This is a genomic window from Vibrio sp. EA2 (assembly GCF_033042495.1).
In the GTDB taxonomy this organism is placed as follows: Bacteria; Pseudomonadota; Gammaproteobacteria; order Enterobacterales; family Vibrionaceae; genus Vibrio.
Genome location: NZ_JAWLID010000002.1, coordinates 266,050 through 292,886, shown reverse-complemented (window position 1 = coordinate 292,886; position 26,837 = coordinate 266,050). Strand labels below are relative to the sequence as shown.

General features: G+C 46.2%; 23 protein-coding genes. 11 read left to right on the top strand and 12 right to left on the bottom strand.

Annotated features, from left to right (window positions below):
• The first annotated feature begins 91 nt into the window (after positions 1 to 91).
• From norR to RXX31_RS05650, 3 genes are all read left to right on the top strand, one after another.
• Positions 92 to 1,621 carry a nitric oxide reductase transcriptional regulator NorR gene (gene norR, locus RXX31_RS05660; RefSeq protein ID WP_317588121.1) on the top strand — a complete coding sequence of 510 codons (1,530 nt, stop codon included), beginning with the start codon at positions 92 to 94 and terminating at the stop codon, positions 1,619 to 1,621.
• A gap of 174 nt (positions 1,622 to 1,795) precedes the next feature.
• The gene (gene hcp, locus RXX31_RS05655) at positions 1,796 to 3,457 is read left to right on the top strand and encodes a hydroxylamine reductase (protein WP_317588120.1); all 1,662 of its coding nucleotides are present in this window, start codon (positions 1,796 to 1,798) and stop codon (positions 3,455 to 3,457) included.
• A gap of 82 nt (positions 3,458 to 3,539) precedes the next feature.
• Positions 3,540 to 4,610: a hybrid-cluster NAD(P)-dependent oxidoreductase gene (locus RXX31_RS05650; protein ID WP_317588119.1), complete on the top strand. Its 1,071-nt coding sequence runs from the start codon at positions 3,540 to 3,542 to the stop codon at positions 4,608 to 4,610.
• 57 nt (positions 4,611 to 4,667) lie between these two features.
• Here RXX31_RS05650 and RXX31_RS05645 read toward each other — a convergent pair whose 3' ends face one another.
• The 3 genes from RXX31_RS05645 to RXX31_RS05635 all read right to left on the bottom strand — a co-directional run bounded on the left by RXX31_RS05645 (position 4,668) and on the right by RXX31_RS05635 (position 7,900).
• A complete protein-coding gene (locus RXX31_RS05645) occupies positions 4,668 to 5,600 on the bottom strand; it encodes a class I SAM-dependent methyltransferase (RefSeq protein WP_317588118.1) in 933 nt (310 codons plus the stop codon).
• Between the two features lie 28 nt (positions 5,601 to 5,628).
• Positions 5,629 to 6,321: a TIGR01621 family pseudouridine synthase gene (locus RXX31_RS05640; protein WP_317588117.1), complete on the bottom strand. Its 693-nt coding sequence runs from the start codon at positions 6,319 to 6,321 to the stop codon at positions 5,629 to 5,631.
• Positions 6,322 to 6,529: 208 nt separating this feature from the next.
• Positions 6,530 to 7,900, bottom strand: a complete 1,371-nt coding sequence (locus tag RXX31_RS05635; RefSeq protein WP_317588597.1) for a sodium-dependent transporter — start codon at positions 7,898 to 7,900, stop codon at positions 6,530 to 6,532.
• 425 nt (positions 7,901 to 8,325) lie between these two features.
• On the opposite strand from RXX31_RS05635, the gene cls reads away from it, so the two are divergent.
• Entirely contained in the window at positions 8,326 to 9,780 is a 1,455-nt protein-coding gene (gene cls, locus RXX31_RS05630; RefSeq protein WP_317588116.1) for a cardiolipin synthase, read from the top strand.
• A gap of 241 nt (positions 9,781 to 10,021) precedes the next feature.
• Positions 10,022 to 11,233 carry a cystathionine beta-lyase gene (locus tag RXX31_RS05625; RefSeq protein ID WP_317588115.1) on the top strand — a complete coding sequence of 404 codons (1,212 nt, stop codon included), beginning with the start codon at positions 10,022 to 10,024 and terminating at the stop codon, positions 11,231 to 11,233.
• A 45-nt stretch (positions 11,234 to 11,278) separates the two neighbouring features.
• Here RXX31_RS05625 and RXX31_RS05620 read toward each other — a convergent pair whose 3' ends face one another.
• The 7 genes from RXX31_RS05620 to pspA all read right to left on the bottom strand — a co-directional run bounded on the left by RXX31_RS05620 (position 11,279) and on the right by pspA (position 18,617).
• Positions 11,279 to 11,851, bottom strand: a complete 573-nt coding sequence (locus tag RXX31_RS05620; RefSeq protein WP_317588114.1) for a DNA-3-methyladenine glycosylase I — start codon at positions 11,849 to 11,851, stop codon at positions 11,279 to 11,281.
• Between the two features lie 79 nt (positions 11,852 to 11,930).
• The gene (gene vmeI / locus RXX31_RS05615) at positions 11,931 to 15,032 is read right to left on the bottom strand and encodes an efflux RND transporter permease subunit VmeI (RefSeq protein WP_317588113.1); all 3,102 of its coding nucleotides are present in this window, start codon (positions 15,030 to 15,032) and stop codon (positions 11,931 to 11,933) included.
• On the bottom strand, positions 15,029 to 16,114 hold the full coding sequence (locus RXX31_RS05610) for an efflux RND transporter periplasmic adaptor subunit (protein ID WP_317588112.1): 1,086 nt from the start codon (positions 16,112 to 16,114) through the stop codon (positions 15,029 to 15,031). Before RXX31_RS05610 ends, vmeI begins: the two co-directional genes overlap by 4 nt.
• 1 nt (position 16,115) lies before the next feature.
• Positions 16,116 to 17,147 (bottom strand): efflux RND transporter periplasmic adaptor subunit, encoded by a 1,032-nt coding sequence (locus tag RXX31_RS05605; RefSeq protein WP_317588111.1) that lies wholly within the window; start codon positions 17,145 to 17,147, stop codon positions 16,116 to 16,118.
• Between the two features lie 159 nt (positions 17,148 to 17,306).
• Positions 17,307 to 17,696: an envelope stress response membrane protein PspC gene (gene pspC, locus RXX31_RS05600; protein WP_317588110.1), complete on the bottom strand. Its 390-nt coding sequence runs from the start codon at positions 17,694 to 17,696 to the stop codon at positions 17,307 to 17,309.
• Positions 17,689 to 17,922 carry an envelope stress response membrane protein PspB gene (gene pspB, locus RXX31_RS05595; RefSeq protein ID WP_317588109.1) on the bottom strand — a complete coding sequence of 78 codons (234 nt, stop codon included), beginning with the start codon at positions 17,920 to 17,922 and terminating at the stop codon, positions 17,689 to 17,691. Before pspB ends, pspC begins: the two co-directional genes overlap by 8 nt.
• Positions 17,923 to 17,936: 14 nt before the next feature.
• Entirely contained in the window at positions 17,937 to 18,617 is a 681-nt protein-coding gene (gene pspA, locus RXX31_RS05590) for a phage shock protein PspA (protein ID WP_317588108.1), read from the bottom strand.
• A gap of 232 nt (positions 18,618 to 18,849) precedes the next feature.
• On the opposite strand from pspA, the gene pspF reads away from it, so the two are divergent.
• From pspF to RXX31_RS05560, 6 genes are all read left to right on the top strand, one after another.
• Positions 18,850 to 19,860 carry a phage shock protein operon transcriptional activator gene (gene pspF, locus RXX31_RS05585; RefSeq protein WP_317588107.1) on the top strand — a complete coding sequence of 337 codons (1,011 nt, stop codon included), beginning with the start codon at positions 18,850 to 18,852 and terminating at the stop codon, positions 19,858 to 19,860.
• A 238-nt stretch (positions 19,861 to 20,098) separates the two neighbouring features.
• Positions 20,099 to 21,718 carry an ABC transporter substrate-binding protein gene (locus RXX31_RS05580; RefSeq protein ID WP_317588106.1) on the top strand — a complete coding sequence of 540 codons (1,620 nt, stop codon included), beginning with the start codon at positions 20,099 to 20,101 and terminating at the stop codon, positions 21,716 to 21,718.
• Positions 21,718 to 22,680: an ABC transporter permease gene (locus tag RXX31_RS05575; protein WP_317588105.1), complete on the top strand. Its 963-nt coding sequence runs from the start codon at positions 21,718 to 21,720 to the stop codon at positions 22,678 to 22,680. The genes RXX31_RS05580 and RXX31_RS05575 overlap by 1 nt, the downstream gene beginning before the upstream one ends.
• Complete coding sequence (locus tag RXX31_RS05570) at positions 22,667 to 23,554, top strand: ABC transporter permease subunit (protein ID WP_317588104.1); 888 nt, start codon at positions 22,667 to 22,669, stop codon at positions 23,552 to 23,554. Before RXX31_RS05575 ends, RXX31_RS05570 begins: the two co-directional genes overlap by 14 nt.
• Positions 23,554 to 24,549: an oligopeptide/dipeptide ABC transporter ATP-binding protein gene (locus RXX31_RS05565; protein ID WP_264901999.1), complete on the top strand. Its 996-nt coding sequence runs from the start codon at positions 23,554 to 23,556 to the stop codon at positions 24,547 to 24,549. Before RXX31_RS05570 ends, RXX31_RS05565 begins: the two co-directional genes overlap by 1 nt.
• On the top strand, positions 24,546 to 25,328 hold the full coding sequence (locus tag RXX31_RS05560; RefSeq protein WP_317588103.1) for an ATP-binding cassette domain-containing protein: 783 nt from the start codon (positions 24,546 to 24,548) through the stop codon (positions 25,326 to 25,328). The genes RXX31_RS05565 and RXX31_RS05560 overlap by 4 nt, the downstream gene beginning before the upstream one ends.
• Before the next feature lie 91 nt (positions 25,329 to 25,419).
• Here the strand turns inward: RXX31_RS05560 and RXX31_RS05555 are convergent, their stop codons facing one another.
• Positions 25,420 to 25,809: a DUF2750 domain-containing protein gene (locus RXX31_RS05555; RefSeq protein WP_317588102.1), complete on the bottom strand. Its 390-nt coding sequence runs from the start codon at positions 25,807 to 25,809 to the stop codon at positions 25,420 to 25,422.
• A 75-nt stretch (positions 25,810 to 25,884) separates the two neighbouring features.
• The gene (locus RXX31_RS05550) at positions 25,885 to 26,790 is read right to left on the bottom strand and encodes a manganese-dependent inorganic pyrophosphatase (RefSeq protein ID WP_317588101.1); all 906 of its coding nucleotides are present in this window, start codon (positions 26,788 to 26,790) and stop codon (positions 25,885 to 25,887) included.
• Positions 26,791 to 26,837: the final 47 nt, after the last annotated feature.

The following is a 26,837-nucleotide window of genomic DNA, read 5'->3' as shown; positions in this document are numbered from 1 at the left end:
CGTCAATGGAACATCAAACTTCCAGTTTTTTCGATGTATAAATGACATCAGGTTGTTAGCATAGCTTCACTCAGATATCTTTGGAATCGCTATGTCTCCTACGGTCGATCACGTTTTACTTAACATCGCATTAAATCTCAGCTCTAATCGCTCCCATGATCAACAGTATCAAAGCCTTATCGATGGTGTCGCGCAAGTCTTCCCATGTGATGCCACCTGTCTGTTTATCTTCGATGAAGATGGCTTCCTCACACCCGTTGCGGTAAAAGGATTATCAAGCTCTGTACTCGGGCGGCGCTATTTCCCTAAGGCTCACCCTCGACTAGACGCCATTATCCAAAGTCGGGATCCGGTTCGATTCGATGCTCACTGCCCGCTGCCTGATCCCTTTGATGGTACTTTGCTGACGGAGGATCAATGCATTGATGTGCATGACTGTATGGGATTTAGCTTATATGTCGAAGGACAGCTGGTCGGTGCCCTGACCATAGACGCCCTTGCCGTTGGCGCATTTGACGATCTCGACCCGGTGACTATCGAAACCTTCGCTGCATTGGCTGCGGCAACGCTGCGTAATATCGCTCAGCTTAAGGTACTTAAAGCACAGAACCAAAAACAGAAGAATGTTACCCAAACACTGATCCAACAAGCACGCTCACAAAAAGGCGAAATGGTTGGCTTAAGCCCGCAAATCAACCAACTACGTAACAACATCGCCACCGTAGCTCAATCCGACTACGCGGTACTAATAACGGGTGAAACAGGTACGGGTAAAGAGCTCGTGGCACACTCCGTACACGCACAATCACACCGCAGTGATAAGCCAATGATCTACGTAAACTGTGCAGCCCTTCCTGAAGGGCTGGCAGAGAGTGAACTGTTTGGCCATGTCAAAGGCGCATTTACGGGAGCCAATAGCCACCGCGCTGGTAAGTTTGAACTGGCAGACGGCGGAACGATTTTCCTTGATGAGGTGGGCGAACTACCTTTGATTTTGCAGGCAAAATTGCTGCGCGTGATTCAACAAGGCGAGCTGCAACGTGTGGGTAGTGACCAGCATTTGATGGTCAACGTGCGCATCATCGCCGCGACCAATAGACAACTAGAAAAAGAGGTCGAAGCTGGTACCTTCCGAGCCGATCTTTTCCACCGTTTAAATGTTTTCCCAATCCAGGTACCACCGCTTCGTTCGCGAGATGGTGACATCCCCGTGTTAGCGGGCTACCTACTGGAAAAAGTACGCCAACAATTCAACGCACCAAACCTGCATGTCCACCCTAAGGTCTTGGCCCAACTGGAATCGTCGCCGTGGCATGGTAACGTGCGTGAGCTTGAACACTCGTTAACGCGAGCAGCGCTGCACGCCATTCAACAAGGTGCTAGCACCATCATGCTGAACCACTTTGACGCCTCACTGATATTAGATGATGTAAAAAGCACATCAAATTATCTTCCTAAAGAGAGTCAGCCCATGCGAGAGTTAGTAGAAGGCTATCAGCGTGATTTGATTGAACATGCTCTAAGCCAATCTGGTGGAGTTTGGGCAAAAGCGGCGCAGTTTTTACAAATGGATCGCGGTAACTTATATCGAATGGGGAAAAAGCTTGGGATCAATAACTAACCAACCTCAGCAGTGTGATGTAATAATAACATCACACTTGTTGTATTAATTACATCGTCAGCCGTTACAAAAAACAACAAAATCAATATAAATCAATAAGATAAAAACTGGCACGCATTCTGCTCTCTAGTGTTCAACGACATGACTATTAAAACAATCACTGGAGAACCCAATATGTTCTGTATTCAATGTGAACAGACAATTCAAACCCCTGCTGTTAAAGGTTGTTCTTTTGCACAAGGTATGTGCGGTAAAACGTCTGAAGTATCGGATTTGCAAGACGTACTGGTTTATACACTGCAAGGGGTTTCGTTTTGGGCATCAAAAGCACTTGAATTCAATATCATTCATGATGATATCAACCAATGGGCTCCAAAAGCCTTCTTCTCTACGTTGACTAACGTAAACTTTGACCCTGAACGTATCCTCGAACTGACGTCTCAAGCCGCGGAGTACAAAGCACTGTTAAAAGAGCAAGTGATGTCAGCTGCAACTTTGGCAGATACTGAAGTGGCTAATACTCCTGCCGTAGCAAACTTTGAGCTGCCAAACAGTGCTGAAGCGATCCTGGCACTTGCTCCTCAAGTTGCCGTTAACCGCGGTAAAGACCAGGTACACGAGGATGTGATCGGCTTACGTCTGCTTTGCCTGTACGGTCTAAAAGGCGCGGCTGCATACATGGAGCATGCGCGTGTTCTTGAGCAAACCAACAACGACATCTATGCTGAATACCATGAAATCATGGCGTGGTTAGGAACCGATCCTGAAGATCTTGGCGCACTGCTAGATTGCTCTATGAGTATCGGCCTAATGAACTACAAAGTCATGGAAATGCTCGACCAAGGTGAAACCTCAACCTTTGGTCACCCAGAGCCAACCACCGTTAACGTTAAACCAGTCAAAGGTAAATGTATTCTGGTGTCAGGTCACGACTTACATGACCTGGAAAAAATCCTGCAACAGACCGAAGGCAAAAACATCAACGTTTACACCAACGGTGAAATGCTGCCCGCTCACGGCTACCCTGAACTGAAAAAGTACCCTCATCTGGTAGGTAACTACGGCAGTGCTTGGCAAAACCAACAGAAAGAATTCGCGAACTTCCCTGGCGCTATCGTAATGACCTCTAACTGCCTGCTGAACCCAGATGTCGGTCAATATGCAGATCGCTTATTCACACGCAGTATTGTTGGCTGGCCTGGCGTCGCTCACATCGAAGGTGACGACTTCAGCCAAGTGATTGAATGTGCCCAAGCACAAGACGGTTTCCAACATAATGAAATCGAACACCACATCACGGTGGGCTTTGGTCGTAATGCACTAATGAACGCGGCTCCTGCGGTTATCGACCAAGTAAAACAAGGTAACATCAAACACTTCTTCCTTGTCGGTGGTTGTGACGGTGATAAAGCAGAACGCAGCTACTACACCGATTTCACGGCAGAAGCGCCGGAAGATACGCTAATCCTTACACTAGCGTGTGGTAAGTTCCGCTTTAACAAAAATACTTTTGGCGATATCAATGGTATCCCTCGCCTATTGGATGTTGGCCAATGTAATGATGCTTACTCAGCGATCCAACTTGCACTGGCACTGGCGAAAGAGTTTGACTGTGACATCAATGAGCTGCCACTGACACTTGTGCTTTCCTGGTTTGAACAAAAAGCGATCGTTATCTTGCTGACGCTATTCGCATTAGGAGTAAAAGGCATTTACACCGGTCCTACTGCACCAGCTTTCCTAACACCAAACCTAATCGAAATCATCCAAGAGAAGTTCGATATGCGTAGCATTGGCAATGTACAGGATGATCTAAAAACTATCCTGGCAGCCTAATAGCGTTGCTTTACGCGCCTCCTTAACTGGGGGCGCTTCTATCTATTTAGCTTACCAAATAGCCACAACCAAAGAGATTGTTATGTTTTTTGAATGGCAAGGCAACCAACCCGTCACGCTCCGTTGTATCGACAAGTACTTTGAAACACACGATACCGTCAGCATTAAGTTGGCCGAGTTAACTGAGTCACTTCTGTTTCAATTTAAACCCGGACAGTTTATTAACCTGGGCGTCGAAATTGATGGAAAAATGGAGTTTCGTGCCTATTCAATCAGCTCTGTTACTGAAGATGATCACCTTCAGCTCACCATCAAACGCGTAGCGGGCGGTAAAGTCTCTAACTACATAGTCGACTCACTTCTACTTGGCGATACCGTCCAGGCACTGCCACCAGCCGGTGAGTTTAACTGTATCGACCACCCACCCGTTGTACAGGACGGAAAAACAAAAGCGCTGCTCATCAGTGCAGGTTGCGGTGTTACACCTGTGTTTTCGATGGCTAAACACTGGTTGAGCAATCAAAATGAAAACGATATCAACGTGGATATCGAGTTTCTACATATTGCACGCAGCCCTGCAGAAACGATTTACTATGATCAGCTAGAAACGTTCGATACTGTGTATCCTAATTTTCATTTAAAGCTGTTACTGAAAAATCGCGAAGGTACTTCACATCCACAAGGTCGTTTGAATGCAGATTGGTTACAAGGGCTCGTTCCAGACCTCAAACAGCGCACGGTTTACCTTTGTGGCCCAAACCAGTTCATGCAAGATGTTCACGCATATTTGAAAGAACTTGGTTTTGATATGGCGAACTTCTATCAAGAGAGCTTTACACCAGCAGCCAACGAAACAGTAACCAATGAGCCTGATGGTGTGTCCAATAAATCAGTCAGTGTCTGCGTCCCTGACTTTGGTCACAACCTAGATGCACAAAAAGGTCAGGTACTGGCCGATGTTCTCGAAGAAGCAGGTCTACCGCTCATTGTAGCTTGTCGCAGCGGCATTTGTGGATCTTGTAAGTGCAAGGTTGGTAAAGGTAGCGTCTCTTCCACCAGCCAGGAAACATTGACAGCAGAAGAGATAGAACAAGGTTATGTGCTCGCCTGTTCATCAACCATTGAAGACGATCTTGAAGTGCAAATTGGTTAATTCTCCAAATACAAAAAAGCGCCAGATACCGGCGCTTTTAAGTCTCGATGATTACTTCTAGCTAAACAGCAACACTTTCAGTGCCGCTTCGCTGTCCACGTCCGTAAACTCTGGTGGGTTATCCAGACGCTCGCGAAACGTTAGTTGTGGCGCTTCCTCTTGCATGCTTTCTATCAAGAACTCACTGGTCACAGATGGTGAGTTCACACACGCCATAACTTGACCGCCTTCTGCCAACAAATCAGGCAATCGACGCAGAATCTTTTTGTAGTCTTTAGTCAGTGCAAAGCTGCCTTTCTGGAATGAAGGTGGATCGATAATGATCATATCGTACGGGCCAGATTTCTTAATTTTGCCCCAAGACTTAAAGATATCATGGCCCATAAAGCTGACTTGGTTTGTGTTGTGACCATTCAGCTTATGGTTCTCGCGCCCTTTAGCCAGCGACGCTTTCGCCATGTCTACGTTGACGACTTTATCTGCGCCACCCTCAACGGCGGCAACAGAAAAGCCACAAGTGTAGGCAAATAAGTTAAGCACGTTTTTATGCTTGGCATTTTCGCGTACCCAATCGCGGCCATAACGCATGTCCAAAAACAGACCAAAGTTTTGGTTGCGGCCAATATCCAACTGGTATTTCAGACCATTTTCTTCGACGACAGGACGCGCATCTAACTCACCAATCAGTACTTCAGAAGGTGCGCCATCGGCATAACGATGCTGAAGCACCATGGTACGACCTTGTTTATTCGCCCAAAGCTCTGATTCAGCTAACGCATCGAGACCACTTTTCAGTTCAGCGAGAAACACGTCGTCGACTTGTTTAAACAAATTGATGATTAACTGACCTTGTAACCAGTCACAAGTGATTTGCTCTAGACCTTCAAAGCGACGGCCACGACCGTGAAACAGTCGACGAATTTCATCCGGAGCTTGTGCCAGCTCGGTTTCTAGATGCTGAAAAAACAGCGGAAGTTGTGATGCTTGCATCGAGTTCTCTTTTTAATCTTTCAAACTTTTATTTGATGGTTGGCCAGTTTAGTTCCCAGGGAGAAAGCCAGCTATCCAGGCCTTGAGAGACAATTTCACTGTGCCATTTGCTGCCAAGGACTGCATAATCTCTCGGATCGCAAACAAAGCGATATCGCTCATCTTGATATTGGAAACAGAGCGAAAAGGCGTGCAGATAACCGCGATCCGCCTCGCTACCTGCATTGTAAATAGGGTCACCAACAATGCCTGAGCCAACCGATTTTAGCGCCACGCGGATTTGATGCGTTTTACCCGTGTGTGGCTTACACAAAAATAAACGCTCTCCCGGCTCTGCGGCAAGGGAGAAAAATTGAGTAATGGCTGGGTTATGCTTGCTATTTACCAGCTTCCATGACGAACGACGTGAGCGTTCCATATCGCCAATGACCAAACCCTGTTTCTTTTTCGGTTTTTTAGCGCCAATTGCCAGATAAAACTTTTCCACCTGGCGATCAGCAAAGGCTTGAGATAACACGCTGGCCGCTTTGGCATTGCGTCCGAGGAGCAAAATACCCGACGTCATTTTATCCAGTCGATGGACGAGATAAAGCTGCTCATCGCCACTCTGCTTGGCCACTTCTTGTAGCAGCATTGTGTCACCATCGTCTTTGTGAACAGAAACATTGGGATGCTTATTGATGATCAGAAAGTCTGGATGGGTATATAGAATATCGAACATAAAATCTGGCTCCGCGTTTGGAGCGAGAAGTATACCGATTCTGACTAATTAGGCGAGCGTAAACTGCCCCAATGTTTTCCAGTTATCATTGTTTTGCTTGCTTTGTTGCCTCTCTGAATGGATGACATCTCATTCAACAAGCCAACATGACTGGCATAAAAAACGGGAGCCAACTGGGGCTCCCGTTTTAAAGATAAGACGCTGCTGTTTATAGCTTCTTCGAGAAGATCGCCGCCAGGCCGATAATCACGATACCAAGTACCATGATTTCACCTTTGCCGCTGTCAAATCCTGACTTAATACCCATGAAAGCAACAATAGCAATCGCAACTGGAATTACGAATTTCACTAGGTTGTACCAAAGCCCGAATAATGGGAAAGCCACTTTACCGTCATTGGTGATCTCTCTTTCAAGCTCATCACGATTAAGTCGCCAACCTGCAAAGATACACAGCAACATACCGCCAACAGCCATAAAGATTTTGTCAGTCAGTAGGTCGAAGATATCAAACGCACCGGTACCAAATAGTGTTGGCCCCATTCCACCCAGTGACAAAGAAGCGAAGACACACAATATCGCCATTACTGAGCTCGCTGAAAGCACAGCGGTTGGACGCTTCATACCTTGCTCATCAATAAGGTAAGAAACCACAACTTCAAGTAGTGAAACTGACGAGGTTAATGCAGCCGCAGTTAGACCCACAAAGAACATGATCGCAAATAAGAAACCGATGAGGCCACCCATTTCAGCAAACAGTTGTGGAACAACAACGAACACCAAACCTGGCCCTGCAGCTGGCTCGATACCGAAAGCAAACATCGCTGGGAACATAGCAATACCCGCAAGGATCGCTACACCAGTATCCATAGCTGTGATCATACCTGTGGTTTGTACCACGTTTTCTTTCTTCTTCAGGTAAGAACCGTAAGTAATCATACAACCCATACCCAAGCTTAGTGAGAAGAACGCCTGACCAAGTGCGGCAAGTACGACACTGCTGTCAACCTCGGAGAAGTCTGGCATGAACAAGAACTCAACCCCTGCCATTGCGCCCGGTAGCATCAGACCTTTTATTGATACGACAATCAAAATAAGGAATAGCAGTGGCATCAGAACCTTACCCGCCTTCTCGATACCGCCAGAAATACCTTTCATAACAATGAAAATATTCATGAACAGGTAAATCGCCATCCATATCAGAGGCTGTAAAGGATCAGAAATGAATCCACCGAAGCTGTCACCAATAGCTTCAGGTGTACTCAACAGGCCCCCGCCCACTTTAAAGATGTACGCCAAAGCCCAGCCGCCAACAACAGGGTAAAAACCCATAATCAGCAAACCACTCAGTACGCCCATCACACCAGTAAACGTCCAGCGGCGATCGGTTGATTTAAATGCACCAACCGCAGAGCGGCCAGTTTTACGACCAACCGCGAATTCGGTCAGCATCACACTAAAACCAATAAAAATGACAAAGATAAGGTAAATAGCAACAAATGCGCCACCGCCACCCTCTCCTGCCGTGTAAGGGAATTTCCATATATTACCTAAGCCAACAGCGGAACCCGCTGCGGCCATAACGAAGCCTAATTTAGACCCCCACGTATCACGTGGTGCTGTATTAGTTGTAGCCACGTTTTTTCTCCAAAATTAAATGTGTTGTGTTTGCATAGAGATAGGCGTCGAAAATGTGTGTTTATATTAAGTTATACACTTATAAAATTATTGTTAGACGCTCTATTCCCTCAGTAAACCAGTTCCCCGCTAAAATTAAAAGTCTCAACAAGTATATTTATCGCACAATTGCCGCATCACGCATGTTATATGCTGCTTTTTTATTCACCGATTAAAGATTAACCTTGCGATTCAGGCATGAATAACAGATTCCCCTGTTATGAACTCAATCACTCATATAAAATCACTTTAATTCTTAACAAGAAAGCTATTTCCCCAACACACTTTTATGCCTAATATCCTAAGTGGGCGGAATAAATTGAGCGTATATGGATAAGTTTTATCATTTTCTTACTCTTGCTGGCATTGGACTGTATTGGTTACTCGTCGCTGGTGTCACCATCCGTGTGGTTTTGAAACGCCGGGCTGTAAGTGTTTCGTTAGCCTGGCTAATGATCATTTATATTCTTCCGTTTCTTGGTGTCGCGTGTTATTTCCTTTTCGGCGAACTTAATTTAGGCCGTAAGCGAGCTGAACGTGCAAAAGTGATGTTTGCCCCTTTTGCCGAATGGTTCAACCAGCTAAATGATTGTCACGCGCACATGCCAGAAACCATGGGCCGTCATATCTATCGCATTGATGAACTGTGTAATAACCGCCTCGGGTTACCAGCACTCAGCGGTAACACGCTCTCATTACAGCAAAAGCCTGACGAAATTTTGCACTCGATTATCGAAGATATCGAAAATGCACAAACCAGTATTCGAATGGTGTTCTACATTTGGCACCCAGGAGGTTTGGCCGATTCCGTCGCTTCAGCGCTAATTCGAGCCTCCAAACGCGGCGTAGACGTAAAACTCTTGCTTGACTCCGCTGGCAGTCCACGATTTTTCAGAAGCCCTTGGTACAGGATGATGAAGGATGCTGGTATAGAAGTGATACAAGCCCTGGAAGTAAAAATGTGGCGTATTTTCTTGCGTCGTTTAGATCTTCGCCAACACAGAAAAATCATCGTTATTGATGACGAGATCGCCTATACCGGTTCGATGAACCTAGTGGATCCGGCTTACTTTAAGCAAAGTAGTGGGGTTGGTCGTTGGGTTGACATTATGGTTCGGATCACCGGCCCAACGGTGAATGTATTGAGCGCGATTCACTGCTGGGACTGGGAAGTTGAAACCGGCGAACGCCAATTTCCCAAACGACCGGAATGCAATATCGATAGCCATCAGTACCGACACCCGATACAAGTCGTTCCGTCAGGTCCGGGGATGCCTGAATATCTCATTTATCAGGTCCTAACATTAGCCATTAATCAGGCGAATCGTTCTGTGAGAATTACCACTCCGTATTTTGTCCCGAATACGGACTTACTGGAAACATTGAAAATGACCGCGCAGCGAGGCATCAATGTCGAACTTATCATTCCTCACAAAAATGACTCGGTAATGGTTCAATGGGCTTCTCGTGCCTTTTACAGTGAACTCCTCACCGCAGGCGTGAAGATTTATGAGTTTTATGGTGGATTGCTGCATACAAAGTCTGTGGTGATTGATGAACAGTTTTGTTTGGTTGGAACCGTAAACATGGACATGCGCAGTTTATGGCTGAACTTCGAGGTGACGCTGGCCGTCGATGATGAAGACTTCACCCAAGAGATGTCATGCCTGCAAGACAGTTACATCAAACAGTCTTTTCAGCTTGAAAAAAAGGTTTGGGATAAGCGAAGCCTATTCTCTCGCTTCTTAGAACGTGTGTTTTATTTGTTTAACCCTCTGCTGTAACCCTCTCTCACTGGTAAAGAAACGTCAATCCCGCCCCGACTTCTTTGGCGCGGGATTGTTTTATCTAGCTCCCCCTGAACCAGACATAAATGCGATAAACGAAACTGGATCGGCTTGGTATTCTCTTAGGCTATTAGGTGTTCCAAGTCGTTATGGCCCGATAATAGAGTTTTCCCTTGCAAACAACCCGTAGTCCATGTTTTAAATAACCAAAATCGTTTAATTTAAACAGGGAACTTATATGTCAGAGGGTAAAAAGACCAAACTGATTACCGCGGGCCGTGATAAAAAGTGGACTAACGGTGTCGTTAATCCACCCGTTCAACGCGCTTCAACCATCGTATTTGATAGTGTTGCAGAGAAAAACCAGGCAACCATGAACCGCGCTAACAAAACGCTGTTCTATGGACGCCGTGGTACTAATACACACTTTGCTTTTCAGGACGCCATGGTTGAAATTGAAGGCGGTGCAGGATGTGCTCTCTACCCTTGTGGCACAGCAGCCATTTCAAACACAATTCTGTCTTTTGTCGAGACTGGCGACCACATTCTCATGGTCGACACTTGTTATGAACCGACTCGTGATTTCTGTAACGTCATCATGAAAAAAATGGGGATCGAGACAACGTACTATGATCCTATGATTGGCGAAGGTATCCGCGATTTAATTCAACCTAACACTAAAGTACTTTTCCTGGAATCTCCTGGTTCAGTAACCATGGAAGTGCAAGATGTTCCGACGCTGGCGCGTATTGCCCATGAACACGATATCATTGTGATTCTCGACAACACCTGGGGTGCAGGTGTTAACTTCTCTCCATTTGACCACGGGGTTGATATTTCGGTACAGGCAGCAACCAAATACATCGTCGGTCACTCAGACGTGATGTTGGGGACGGCTGTGGCTTCAGAGAAGTACTGGCCTCAACTGAGAGAACAAAGCTACTTAATGGGCCAGTGTGTTTCTCCTGATGATGTATACCTTGGCTTACGCGGACTGCGTACTTTAGATGTTCGTCTTCGCCAGCATGCAGAGAGCAGCTTGAAAGTCGCTAAATGGTTACAAACTCGACCTGAAGTCGATCGAGTACTTCATCCAGGATTGGAAACGTCGCCAGGCCACGAATTTTTCAAGCGCGATTTTACCGGCGGGAATGGTCTGTTCTCATTCGTACTCAAAACATCCTGCCCGAAAGCGACAACCGCTTTGCTCGATGGCATGAAACACTTCAGCATGGGCTACTCTTGGGGTGGCTATGAGAGCCTGATCCTTGCCAATGAGCCAAAGAGCTTTAACAGCTTGCGCACTGTCGCACACCCACATTTTGAAGGTACTTTGATCCGTATTCACATTGGATTGGAAGACGTCGATGACTTGATTGCTGATCTGGAAGCAGGGTTAGCTCGCTACAATGCCCTGGTTCTTGAGAACGAAGCTTCACTGTCGAAATAAATACCTTTAAAAGCCCTCTTCCTGAGGGCTTTTTAGTCGTCTGGTTTAGTTAGCCTTAGCCGTTTTACACGGACACCCGACAACATGATCATCCACCATACCGACGGCTTGCATAAACGCATAGCAAATGGTTTCCCCAACAAACTTAAAGCCTTTTTTCTTGAGAAACTTACTCATCGCTTTTGATTGCTCGGTAGCAGCTGGCACTTCACTCATATCCTGCCATTGATTGATCACGGGTTTATGGTCAACAAACTGCCACAAAGCATCTGACAAACTGCCATACTTATCAATCAGTTGTTTCGCCGCTTTTGCGTTGCTGAACACCGAATTAATTTTCCCACGATGCTTCACAACATCATAATGTTCAACAATATATTCTGTGCGTTCTTCACCATGCTGTACCAAAGTATCTAAGTCGTAATGTTCAAATGCTTCTCTGTAGCCTTCTCGCTTCTTCAGTATGGTTATCCAGCTTAGCCCCGCTTGTGCACCTTCAAGCGTGATAAATTCGAACAGTACTCTGTCGTCATAAACGGGGACTCCCCACTCTGCATCATGATACTCACGCTCCAGTGGGTGATTCATCGCCCAAGCGCAGCTTTTGTGTTCTGTCATTCTAAGTCCTTATAAAAAACGCCCCTAGCTTAATAGAGTCTGTTGACCGGGCCAGAGGCGTTAACGATTTGTGCTTATTTTATTTCGGTACGGCTACTTTATGGAAAAGACGGTACAACACGGGTACAACGATTAAGGTTAAGACAGTCGCAAAACCCAGACCAAACATAATAGTAACGGCCATCGGTTTGAAGAAAATATCCGGTAGTAACGGAATCAAACCAAGAATAGTCGTGATTGCCGCCATACATACCGGACGTACCCGACTCACCGCCGCGTCGACAACAGCAACGTAGGCTTCTTTACCTGACTTCATCTCAAGTTCGATTTGATCGAGTAGAACGATACCGTTCTTCAACACCATTCCTGACAAACTTAGGAACCCGAGCAGCGCCATAAAACCAAATGGGGTATTCAATGCTAATAAGCCCGTTGTGACACCAATCAACGCAAGTGGCACGGTCAGCCAGACTATCAGTGGCTCTTTGACCGAATTGAACAGGAATACCGTAATCAAAAACATAAACAGGTACCCCATTGGCATTGTCGTAAACAACGATTCCTGAGCATCACCAGATGACTCGTATTCTCCGCCCCACTCAATAGAGTATCCCGGCGGCATCTCTATCGCTTCAATTTGTGGTTGTAGACGCTTTTGCAATGTTGAAGCCGTTTCTTCGCCCAATATATCCGGATCAGCCATCACTGTGAGCATACGTTTACGGTTTTTACGGACGATGATTGGATCTTCCCAACGCATGTCATACCCCATCGTGACTTGTTGTAGTGGTATGAACTCACTTTTCGCCGGACTCCAAATTTTCATGCCTTCAATGTTACGAATATCGATCCGTTCATCTTCAGGCAATCGAGCCACAATTGGCATCAACGTCGTACCATCTCGATACAGACCAATAGTCCTACCCGAGAACGACATGGAGAGATACTCATCAACATCTGACTTAGTGATACCGTAGCGGCGAGCTTGACTCTCGTTAAACTGTGGCTCAAGAACCTGTGTACGTTCTCGCCAATCATGTCGAATATTGGTCGCGCTAGGATCCGCGTACATAATATCCATTACTTGAGCGGCAAGCGTACGAAGAACGGTTGGATCAGAGCCAATAAGTCGCGCTTCTATTTTAGCACCGCCGCCTGGACCTAATTCAATTTGTTTAAGTTTGTAGTTTATCTCTGGATAGTTAGCTTTTAAATGCGCTCTGAAACCCGCCATCAATGGCTCTAGCGCCTCATAATTATCCATACGAGTCGTTATCTCACCATAAGCGGCATAACTCTTCTCTGGCGCATAGGTCAGCATGAAACGCTGCAGGCCTTTACCAGCCGTTGTCGTGATATGCTCCACGTTATCTTGCTGAGCTAACCAGTGCTCGAGTTCATTCAATTTATCATTGGTTGCTCTAATATCCGTGCCTTCCGGAAGCCAGACATCCAGCTGAAAAATCGGCGTGGTTGAAGATGGGAAAAACGATTGTTTTACAAACGTAAAGCCATAAACACTGGCCACAAGCCCTGCAATCAATACGACAACGGTGAACCAGGCGCGGCGCATACAGAACTCGAGAAACTTCTTATAGGCAACAAAAACAATCCCATTATACGGGTCGTTATCCTCACCTTCCGCTTGTTTTATCTTCTGGCCTTTGAAGAAAATATCCGCAAAAAATGGTGTCAAAGAAATCGCAGTAAACCAACTCAGCATCAAAGAGATAAGCAGTACGGTAAACAAAGTACCACAATACTCACCCGTGGAATCCTGCGAGAGCCCAATCGGCGCAAAGGCGGTTACCGCAATGATGGTCGCCCCAAGCAAAGGCCACTTAGTCTGGGTAACAATATCGGTTGCCGCTTGTAAGCGTGTTCTGCCTTTTTGCGTACCAATCAATATCCCTTCTACAACGACGATGGCATTATCCACCAGCATCCCTAACGCGATGACCAGTGCCCCTAAAGAAATACGCTGTAGATCAATCGCCAGGTATTTCATAAAGATAAAGGTACCAAGCACGGTTAAAAGCAGGATCAAACCTATCAGCAAGCCAGAGCGAAGCCCCATGAAGAACAGCAATACGATGATCACTATCCCAACTGCTTGTGCGAGACTAATAACAAACCCACTGACCGATTTATCCACCTCTTTCGGCTGACTGTAAATTTCTGAAATTTCTATTCCGACGGGCTGCTGATACTTTAACTCGGCAAGTCGGCGATCAAACACTTTTCCCACTTCAACAACGTTGACGCCTTCTGCAAACGATACGCCAACATTCAACGCTAAACTGCCATTGAAGTTAATGATGTTGGTTGGAACCTCAATGTAGCCACGTTTAATCTCCGCCACATCTTTAAGGAAAATCAGTCCCTGAGCACCTACCTCAGTGATCAATAAATCACCTAGCTCATCAACATTCTGGAACTGGCCGGTAGGCTGGATTCGGATGTACTCATCGCCAATTCTGATCGCACCAGCGTCTGAGATAACGTTTTGAGTTGAAAGAAGACCGAATACCGTATCAGGAGACAGACCCAGGCTGCTCAATTTTTTCATCGAAATTTCGATAAAGACCTGCTCTTGCTGCTGACCAGAGACGGAGACTTTGCTTACCCCTTCCACAAGCTCTAGTTCTCGCCGCAGGTAATCAACGTAATCCAGAAGCTCTTTGTAGCTGTAGCCATCCCCGGTTACCGCAAGCAAAATACCGTAGACATCACCAAAGTCATCAATGACCTGAGGCTCATTCACACCTGGCGGTAGTGTGCCCTTCAAGTCATTAACTTTACGGCGTAATTCATCCCAAATTTGTGGTAAGTCGTCCGGGCCGTAATTGTTTTTCATTGTGACAGTAATTTGAGACAGCCCTCGGCTTGAAATCGAGTTCACCTCATCCACATACGTCAACTGCTGAATCGCTTTTTCAAGCGGGTACGTTACCTCTTCTTCCACTTGTTGAGGCGTAGCGCCGGGATACGAGGTCACCACCATGGCGTCTTTAATGGTAAAAGCGGGGTCTTCCAGACGTCCTAATCCAAAAAATGCAGTGATCCCGCCGATCAAAAAGATCAGTGAAACCATCCAGCTGATCACACGATTTTTAATAAAGTACGCTGCGATACCTGTTACGTCTTCATCCGTTTGAGGCACTCTGCTTTGCTCGCTCATAAACCTGCCTCCTGCTCAACCACTTCTACTTTCATGCCTTCTCTGAGCCTCGCGACACCTGCGACGACAACTTGGTCGTTTAGCTCCAGTCCATCCAATACCTGTATGGACGCCTTGGAGGCTTTGCCTGTGCGGATCTGTTTTCGAGAAACGGTATTATCGTCATTGAGTACCCAAACAAACTTGTTTTGCCGGTCAAGAGCATCACCATCAGCGTTAAAAATCGCTTCAATGGGTACATTGAGTCCCACATCCAAATCCAAACCAACCTTTTCATCCTTTGATGTGACTTCAACGGCCATTCCATCAAGGATGTACTCATCTTTTGGCATTGGCAGTGACAGTGTCACCGTAAAGGTGCCAGTGGCTGGGTCAGGTTCAGTGGTAAATTCTTTTACGGTTCCAGTGTATTCATTACCGCTCGGAACCCGCACTACTGCCTGAATAGAGGTGAGCCTTTCTTCTGTTGGTGGTTGTTTTACATACAAACGATCTGGCAATTGAATCAAGACTTCAAAACGGTCCAAGCTATGGATATTGACAACGTGTTGACCAACCTGAACGTTTTCAAACTGGTCAATATTCACTCTCGAAATGATGCCATCTACCGGCGCTTTTAAGGTTGTGAATGACAAACGCAACTGAGCCAACTTCAACTCTGCCAGCGCAATTTGGCGTTGGGCGGCAATCTCATCAAACTGTGACTTCGCCAGTAAGCCTTTATCAACGAGAGGTCTTGAGCGGCGGTATTGGCTGTCTACCACAGAAAAACGCGCCGTGGCATTGTCCACATCCAATTGATAATCGGTAGGGTCTAACGTAGCGATGATGTCATCTTTTTTCACCATATCGCCCTCTTTCACCCTAACACTGCTGACTTCGCCAGCGACTCTGAAACTGAGATGGGAGCGATCTGCCGCATTCGCTACGGCAGGAAAGTACAGGTTATCGTCGACCTTACTGCCTTCTAGTGACACCACTTTTACGCGAGGTGTTTCAAGCGCTTTTTCAGGACCTTTATCACCGCAACCAGAGAGGAAGAGAGGCGAGCATAAAATAGCTAAGGCTATCATTCTTGTCATATTACAGCCCTCTTTCCTTAACCCAGGCTCTCACTTTGATGCCGGGTTCTATTACATTGACGCCAGAAATTACAATCACATCACCATCATCCAGGCCTTGTTGAACCTGATTTTTCTCATCCAATGTAATCGCAGTTTTGGTCACGATACCTTGCTCATCGACACGCCAGACGTAGCTTTTCCCTGATTCTTCAAACAGAGCGGATTCCGGTATCGTCGTAGTACCCGAGTTGAGTGAAGTCACCAGTACGTTGCCGGACATTCCCGGTAAGATCCCTACCCCTTCCGGTCTTTCCATCACCATAGTGACTTTATAACTGCCCGTTTTAGGGTCGGCTTCGGTATCAATTTCCTGAAAAGTTAAATCAAAGGAGCGCTCAGGAAAAGCATCAAATTCCATCTTTGCAGAGACGTTTGCTCCCGGGGTATAACGATTGAGCAGGTGACTAGGAAGTTGGAATATCACCTTCATTAACTGATTGGTTTGGATATTCATCACGCCCTCTTTCGCGGCAACGTATTCATGGTTTTCTGCCGGTAGATAAGAAATCGTGCCATCGTAAGGAGCGAGCAGTTTGGTATAACTTAGATTCGCTTTCGCCTGATCCCACTCTGCCCTGGCGGAATTATGATTGGCTTTGGCTTGATCAAAATCCTGTTCTGATACGACCTGGCTGACTCGAAGCTTTTTATATCGTCGGTATTGCACGTCGGCGAGCGCAAAATTTGCCCTCGCTTGTTGCTCTAGAAGCGTATATTCATCAGGGTTCAATGTTGCCAACACATCACCTTTACTGACCAGCTGGCCCTCATGAACGTCAATCGTCTGAAGCAAACCGGGGACACGAAAAGCGAGTACGGCTTTATCGCCGGAGTCAGTCGTTGCAGGGAAATAACGATCAAACTGTGAATTACCAACAGAGACGGTAAAAAGTTTTGCGGGTCGAGATTCTGGTTCTGGTACGGGAGGAAGCTCTTTACCACAACCCGACAAAGCGGCCGTAATGGCGATCGGAATGAGCAACTTTTTCATCATATTCATCCTATGAATACAGAGACTACATTTAAGTTAGATGAACAATGATCAAGCTGCCATGTAAGGCGGAGATAATATTGATTTAAATGAGGAATTTGTGAGCAAAAAGCAGGCTTGTCGCCTGCTCTTTAAAATTAAATCCTGGTTGCATAATCCTCAGAGCTTGTTGAACTCTCTGTTGACTCTGAATGTATCGGAAGTGACATACGCTTCCATGTTACGAATTTTGCCATCAATACGGTCAAAATCCCGTTCAAGCACACTCAAGAATTGCTCCGGACTTTGGCCCTTCTGCCACGGTTTGCTCTTTAGAGTATGATCCTGCTGAGCCTTGATATTTTCTGAATAAGTCATTGGCTGTTTTTCCAACATGAACGCCAAAGCGATATAGGCGAGAAGCACCAAAAACGTACCGCCTAGCAAACCTGCGGAAATAACCAAGATACGAATCAACCAGACTTCCACACCAAAGTAGTTGGAAAACCCGGCACACACGCCGGCAAGTTTTCCATTTGCAGGGTCACGGTACAATTCTCGATTATTCATACTTTCGTCTCCATGTTGGTGACTCTGCATCTAGTATGCGTTCTAGTGTATCCACGCGAGACTGCATCGATTCTGCTTTTTCAGACAGTGCCTGAAGGCGCTCCAGATCCTGGCTCGACAGAGCACTATCCGTTTTGCGTTTACTGCGATAGTGTAAGAAGAGCCATAGAGGAGCGACAAAGATCAGAAAGACAATTGCTGGTCCTGCAAATAAAAATGTCGACATAAATGGCTCCTCTCTTATTTATCTTGTTTATCTTGTGATGACATCTGTTCTTTCAGTTTTTCCAACTCTTTTTCAATTTCATCCTGCGCTTGAAGTTCTGCAAACTCCTGCTCTAACGACTTTGACTGGCCAGTACTGGAATAAAGATCAGCTTCCGCTTCCAACTCGTCAACTTTACGAGAGTATTGCTCAAACTTAGCCATGGCTTCATTAGTACGGCTAGTGTGAAGATGTTTTTGAACATCACGACGATTAGATGCCGTTTGATTGCGGATCGCTAGCGCTTGCTGTTTTGCTCGTGTTTCAGCAATTTTGTTTTCCAGCTTTCCAATTTCACCGGTTAGCTTATCAATGGTCTCTTCAACCAAAGTTTGCTCAGTGTGAAGGCCTTTTATCACCTGCTCGAGCTTTTGTTTCTCGATCAGGGCTGCACGCGCTAAATCTTCACGCTCTTTCACTAAAGCAAGGCTGGCTTTTTGACCCCATTCACTAATCTGATCTTCCAGCGCTTCGACTTTACGAGCCAACTCTTTTTTGTCTGCTATTGCTTTTGCTGAGTTAGTACGAACTTCTACCAGCGTGTCTTCCATTTCTTGAATGATGAGACGGATCATTTTCTCAGGATCTTCCGCCTTATCCAGCAATGCACTGATGTTTGAGTTAACGATATCTGCAAAACGAGAAAAAATACCCATAACGGAACTCCTCTTTTTTCCTATTAAAACTCGACAAGGTGGTGATTCTCCTTGTGTCTCCCTAAATACATAACAAGTTACGTGCCAACTTATACTTTATTTTAAATTCAATAGGTTATGCACTGTGTTGTTGTTATACACCATTGTGCTATGATGTTTTTCACCAACTGTTGGTGAATTTCACCAATTCCATATTGATTTCACACCTAGGCAGCTAAGTAAGAAGGAATCTATGAAGCAAAACCTGATTGGTGAATCGCCCGCTTTTCTCGCTGTATTAGATAAAGTATCACAACTTGCGCCAATTGAGCGTCCGGTTCTCATCATTGGTGAGCGCGGTACCGGTAAAGAGCTTATTGCACAGCGTTTACATTATTTATCAAGACGTTGGGACAAGCCATTACTGTCATTAAATTGTGCCACATTGAGCGAAGGTTTGATTGACTCTGAATTGTTTGGCCATGAATCCGGTTCGTTCACTGGATCAAAAGGCAAACATAAAGGTCGCTTTGAGCGAGCGGAAGGCGGCACTCTCTTTCTGGATGAACTGGCTACGGCCCCACTGTTAGTGCAGGAAAAGTTGTTGCGTGTCATCGAATATGGCGAATATGAACGGGTTGGTGGGCACACCGCCCTGAATGCAGATGTCAGGCTAGTCTGCGCGACTAATGCTGACTTGCCTCAACTTGCCGAACAAGGTGAATTCCGCGCCGATCTGCTCGACCGGCTCGCGTTTGATGTCATCATGCTACCGCCGCTTCGGGAGCGCAAAGAGGATATCCTCTCTTTAGCAGAGTACTACGCCATCAAGATGTGCCGTGAACTTCAGCTTGAGTATTTCGTCGGCTTCACCGCAGAAGCGGAACGCTCGCTACTTGAATACCCTTGGCCCGGTAATATTCGCGAACTGAAAAACGTCATCGAGCGCGCGATCTATCAACATGGGCTGAATGCTGCCCCAATTGACCAGCTCATCTTCAATCCATTTGAAACCGTCTGGAACAACGACTTAGGTCCATCATCAGAACAAGACTGCGCAGAACCCGAAGACAGTGAACAGAAATCGTCAGTGCAATTTCCACTAGACTACAAACAGTGGCAAGAAGAACAAGATATTAACTTGCTCAACCGTGCCCTGGAAGAAGCGAAATTCAATCAGCGTCAGGCAGCTGAATTACTCGGGCTAAGTTACCATCAATTACGTGGAATGGTTCGAAAGTACGGGTTGGTTGGACAGAGCTAAATTACCCATTTGGCTCACATTCGATGACCTTAACCGAGTGAGGACCTAAACATCTGAGCCAATTTAGGTCTACAGTGATTATTAGACTGTCTATTTTTATCTAACACACTGCGAGCAAAAGATTTTGTATTTGGAGCAAGTTCACAAAGGTGTTAAATTAGCGGGATCATTTTCGCTTGTTAACTCCGGATGAGTAACTTCAAATGAAACAAGCAAGATCCAATGAACATTTCATATTATGAATGCTTTTATAAGATTATCGCTGAGCCTTATTGGGATTAGCTTACTCACCGCCTGTAGCGATGAGATCGAACACAACGATATTCGCCAAACAGGATTTGTGTTTTGTGGACAAGGTAAGCCATCAACATTCAACCCACAACTGGTTGATAGTGGTATTACCGCCGAAGCGCTAAGCCCTCAGTTGTATGACACACTGCTTACGCTCGATCCGACCTCTCATAAGCCGGTGGCCAATATTGCAGAAAGCTGGTCAGTGAATAAGGATGGAACCGAGTACACGTTTAAGCTCAAGCATGGCGTTCAGTTTCAGACAACAGCTTGGTTTACTCCGAGCCGTACACTGAACTCGCAAGACGTGGTGTTTAGCTTCAAACGAATCATTGATGATAATCACCCTTTTCATCAAGTGGGTGGCGGTTTGTATCCATGGTTTGCCGGTCTGGATTTCAAGAACTTACTGCAAGATGTGATTGCTGTCGATGATGACACCGTCATGTTTAAGCTTTCAAAACCGAACTTTTCTTTCCTGGCTAATATTTCTACCAGCCACGCCATATTGTTATCGGCTGAGTATGGACAACAGCTCGCGGCTAAAGATCATAAAGAGCAGATTGACCAATTCCCGGTAGGCACTGGCCCATTTCAGCTGAAAGAGTATCAAGTGAATGATTTAATTCGCTTACAGCGTCACCCTAATTACTGGAACTCTCCTGCGGAAATGGAGCAAGTGGTGTTTGATATTTCCCATCGTGGAACGGGAACACTCGCAAAGCTGCTGAGAAATCAATGTGATGTGTTGTCTTCACCGATTTCGAGCCAGATTCCAGTCATACAGGAAAATGAAAATCTGGAGTTGAAAGCGACACCAGCAAACAACGTCTCTTTTATCGCCATTAACACTGGTAATCCGGCGCTCACAGATCCTCGGGTTCGTCAGGCGCTGAACCTTGCGATTAATCGACAGAACATCCTCGACTCGGTCTACTACGGAACAGGGACTCAAGCCTACACCTTGCTCCCACCGAATTCATGGGCCTATCAGAAGGACAGCGTCAAAATACGCTACGATCGAAATTATGCGCTCGCCCTGCTTCGTGAGGCAGGCTATCAAGAGGGCTTAGCGCTGACCATGTGGGTGCCGTTAGAACCACGTGCGTTTAACCCAAGTCCTCGTAAGACTGCGGAGCTTATCCAAGCGAACTTTGCTGATATTGGCGTTGAGCTCACCTTGCTGACTGATGATCGTTTTGAGCGCGTCGATTTAGATAACCTGGATAACCTTGATCTACTCCTCACGGGGTGGATTGGTGATACAGGGGACCCTGATAACTTCTTCCGTCCTCTATTGTCGTGTGAGTCTGATCGAGTCGGTTTGAACGTTTCCATGTGGTGTAACGATGATTTCGACTTTTTACTCGATTTGGCGATAGAAACACAACAGCCAAGATATCGTTTGAATCTCTATCGTCAGGCACAAAACATATTAAATGAACAATTTCCCGTGATTCCACTCGCGCATGGTGTGCAATTCCGTGTTCACGACAAATCGCTGACAGGCTTCAAATCAAGCCCTTTCAATGCCCAACCATTTGATAGAGTTGAGAGAGTTCACTGATGTTTCTGTATACCATTCGACGCTTTAACCTGTTTTTCATCACATTGATGATCCTCACTTTAGTCGGCTTCTCTCTGCTGCGTCTCGACCCGATGTCACATTGGGCACAAGTTGAGTTTTGGTCGGGTTGGCATAACTATCTTGTTAACCTGTCACAACTTGATTTCGGCTACACCAAGAGTGGCAATGCCATTTTCGATGAGTTAGCCATTGTGTTTCCGGCCACGTTAGAACTGTGTTTTTTTGCCTTTCTTGTTTCGCTGTTAATTGGGATCCCATTAGGAACCGTGGCGGGTATGAAGCAAGGAAAAGGGTTAGATACCAGCATTTCGTTTTTAGCTATGTCGGGGTATTCTGCGCCAATCTTTTGGGTAGCACTGCTACTTATCATGGTCTTTTCTCTGGAATATCAATTTTTCCCAGTCGCTGGTCGCTATGACCTGTTGTATGAAATCGACCACGTCACTGGTTTTGCGATTATCGATGCCTTTATGGCTAAAGGCGAGTATCGTGCTCATGCGTTAGAAAGTGTCATTGAGCATATGGTATTGCCTTGTTTAGTATTGGCTCTTGCACCAACCACCCAAGTCATTGGTTTAATGCGCTCGTCTGTTGCTGATGTGATGAGCCAAAATTATATTCGAGCCGCTAGAATTAAAGGTCTTTCTAACCGAGAGATCATCACTCAGCATGTGCTACGCAATGCGATTCCCCCGATCATCCCTAAAGTCGGCGTTCAGCTATCTAGCATGATCACCCTTGCGATCATTACCGAGTCTGTTTTCAACTGGCCGGGCATTGGTCGCTGGCTGCTGGACGCACTGGCGAATCAAGACTATGCCTCAATCCAGGCAGGGGTAATGGTACTTGCGACACTAGTTCTGACCGCCAATATCCTTTCGGATTTGATTGGTGCCACGATTAACCCTCTGGTGAGAAAGGAATGGTATGCTAACAAATAACGTTTATCAGGAAGAACACATTCCCACTCAGTTTGAACGATTCTGGCGCAGTTATCGCGCGAATGGGCTGGCAATGTTTGGCTTGTGGTGCCTTGTCTTCATCGTATTGATCACCCTATTTGCCCAGTTAATCGCACCGTTTGATCCACAGGCCCAATCTGGTGAGTTACTCGTGCCACCATCTTGGTCGCCGTCTGGTACGGTTGATTACTTTTTGGGAACGGACGATTTGGGACGCGATATCCTGTCACGTCTGATCATCGGCTCTCAGTTAACGTTCGGTGCAGCGGTTGGTATTACCGTTGTTGCGGCTGTCGTCGGCTGCCTGATTGGCGTATTGGCAGGGATGACTAAAGGCTTGCTTTCCAGTACCTTGAACCACCTACTCGACACAGTAATGTCAATTCCTTCGCTGCTATTAGCGATCATTTTTGTGGCATTTCTTGGCTTCGGAGAGTTCAATATATTACTGGCGATTTGCCTAGCGCTCATTCCGCGATTTATTCGCTCAGTGTACATCGCTGTACACACCGAGGTTGAAAAAGACTATATCATGGCGGCACGTCTGGATGGCGCTAATGATTTCTACCTACTGTGGAGCTCGATACTGCCAAACGTACTTACCGTTATCGCCGCAGAGTTCACTCTGGCACTTTCTACTGCGATTTTAGATATTACCGCGCTGGGCTTTCTGGGTTTAGGAGCACAAGCGCCAAGCACTGAGTGGGGCGCAATTTTGGGGGATTCAGTCGAACTCATTTATATCGCACCGTGGACGGTTACTTTGCCTGGCCTCACTATCATGTTTACTGTCATTACCCTAAACTTAGTAGGTGAAGGGGTACGCCGATCGCTTAATGCGGGGATCGAATAATGCCGTTATTAGACATTCGTCATTTGACCATTGAAATTGAAACACCTCAAGGAATGGTGCGAGCTGTAGACAGAATGAGCCTAACGTTAAACGAAGGTGAAATTCGCGGCTTAGTGGGTGAATCCGGTTCAGGAAAAAGTCTTGTTGCAAAAGCCATCGTCGGCGTCAACAAGGATACCTGGCGAATCACTGCAGACCGGATGCGCTTAGGAAATATCGATCTCCTGCAACTTACTCCTAAAGAGCGGCGGAAAGTTATCGCACGGGATATTGCGATGATTTTTCAGGAGCCTTCGACCTGTCTGGACCCTTCAGAGGAAGTGGGTCGACAACTGATTGAATCGATTCCATCTCGATCATTTGATGGCAAGTGGTGGGAGCGATTTAAGTGGCGTAAAAAACAAGCCATTGCCCTGCTGCATAAAGTGGGCATCAAAGATCACAAACGGATAATGGGCAGCTATCCTTACGAGCTCACGGACGGTGAGTGTCAAAAAGTCATGATTGCCATGGCGATTGCAACCAAGCCTAAACTGTTGATTGCAGACGAACCAACCAACGACCTTGACCCAATCACTCAATCGCAGATCCTACGTCTGTTGAGCCGGATGAATCAGCTCAACAACACAACCATCTTACTTATTGGTCACGACTTAACCACCATCACTCAATGGGCAAACCGTATTACCGTGATGTACTGTGGTCAGTCGGTAGAATCTGCTGATACACGTAAAATCATTGCAGCACCGAAGCACCCTTATACGGATGCCCTGCTAAAAGCTATGCCTGATTTTAACGACTGGGTACCACATAAGCAGAAACTACAGTCTCTGCCAGGCTCAATTCCACCTTTGCAGCATTTGCCAATTGGTTGCCGATTAGGTCCTCGTTGTCCGTATGCGCAAAAGCAATGTGTTGAAATCCCGCACACGAGACGAATCAAGAACCATAAGTTTAACTGTCACTTTCCATTGAATACGGAGAAAAAGTCATGAGTGCGCTACTTGAAGTCGATAATCTATCGAAGCAGTTTGTAACGCGCTCAGGCTTTTTTAAACGTGAGACAAATGTCGCGGTAAAACCGGTCAGCTTTACCCTAGAGCCAGGACAAACCATAGGCTTCATTGGACAGAACGGCTCAGGAAAGTCGACACTGGCTCGAATGCTGGCTGGTGTCGTTGCGCCAAGCTCTGGCGAAATCCGCGTCAACGGCGAACGTTTGGAACACAAAGACTATGCGACGCGCTGTAAGCTGATTCGTATGATATTTCAGGATCCGAATACCTCTCTGAACCCGCGTATTCAAATTGGTCGCATATTAGAAGGCCCATTAAAACGAAACACCAACATGCCGCCAGACGCGCGCATGAAACGCGTTAAAGAGACCCTACGTCGTGTAGGACTGTTACCCGAACATGCCTACTTTTACCCACAGATGCTTGCTGCGGGCCAAAAGCAGCGTGTCTGTCTGGCCAGGGCCTTGATTCTTCAGCCGTCAATCATCGTGGCCGATGAAGCGTTAAACGGTCTCGATATGGCCATGCGCTCGCAGATTCTTAATTTGTTCTTGGAGCTGCAAGAAGAGATGGGCCTTTCGTTCGTTTATGTATCTCAGCACATCGGTATCGTCAAACACATCACAGATAAAGTGATGGTCATGCATGAAGGTGAAGTGGTTGAATGCGGTGATACCCAACAGGTTCTGACTCACCCTGAACATGTGATTACGCAGCGACTGGTTGAAAGCCACTTCTACAAAGCACCAAGCCACTGAACAGTGAAAATGGTTGGTAAAAAGGACAAAAAAGCCTGCATGAATTGCAGGCTTGATTAATTCTGGTGCTGGTAAATCGTCTTTGACTTAACTAGCGTCGACCTGCGATTTTACGCAGCTCGAAGTCAAACTCATCCGGAAACAGAACAACGCCCTCTTCGTTCTGGTTTGGGAATACCACAACCGAAAGCTCGTCATCTTCCAGTCCCACAGTCCAACGACTGTGCCACTTGTTAAGAGAGATGGCTTCTGGCTCGCAATTTTCCCACTCACCTGTCGCCCACTCCTGGGCAAACTCCTGATTAGGCCAGACAGGAACACAATCGTCATCTTCTGTATTAAGCATGACGCAACCGTGTTCATCTTTTAGAATCCATACTTTGCGATTCGCGACGATCTCTTTTACGCAGTACTTCAATCGTTGTTCTTCATTGTAACGATTGATGGTATCCATTTGCTCTTGGGTCAATGCCTCGGACATGTTGGTCTCCTGTTTCCCATAGAAAAATGCCCACCTAGTGGCGGGCATTTCAATTATAAACTGGTAATGTGAAAATTACGCTAATTCAGTTTGAAGCCAAGGCCAACCTTGCTTCTTACGGCTTAGAGTATTTTCCATCATTAGCATGCCGTTGTCCTCATGCTTAACCAGTTTCTCTGCCCACTCACCTTTGTATAGAAGACGAGTTTGAGCAGTAGTAATGTCGGTTAGCATTACAGCAGCGAACGCTAGGTTATCTTTCTCACAACGAGATTCTAGGTCTGCTTCTAGTGCTTCGATCATGCCGTCAACTTGCTCTAGAGTCGCAAGTTCAACCTGACCAACAACAACGTCACGGCCATTGAACGGGTAACCTTTCAGATCTTTTTCTACGAGTTCAGCTGCAGATAGACCTTCGATGTTTGTTTTCGCAATTAGAAGATCTTTGATGAAGGCATCAACATCTTGTACGTCTGCAATTGCAGCTAGCTCAGCAACCGCATCTTTATCTTTTTGAGTACAAGTTGGAGAAGCGAAGCCTACGGTGTCAGATAGGATTGCTGACATCATTAGCTTAGCGATTTGTGGAGTGATCGTGTGACCTTCAATCTTGAACATGTTAAATAGAACCGTGTTAGTACAACCAACCGGCCAGATCCATGCTTCCATAGGGTTCACCGTCATCACATCACCTAGACGGTGGTGGTCAACGATACCCGCGACTTCAGCTTCTGCGATGTCGTCTGGTGCTTGCGCCAAATCAGAGTAATCGACTAGCCAAACTGTCTCACCCGCAACTGAAGTACGTAGTTCTGGAAGTTCGGCACCCGCTACTTCAAGAATGTGCTGAGTTTCACGGTTGATTTCGCCCTGACGAATTGGCATTGCTTCAACACCACGCGCCTTAAGAAGTTCAGTTGCAACAAGTGCACTACAAATACTATCACTGTCTGGGTTCTTATGACCTACAACTAGAATCATGTGTCTTCCTATTCAAGTCAATTTGATACGCTTCCGAAGAGTGGCAC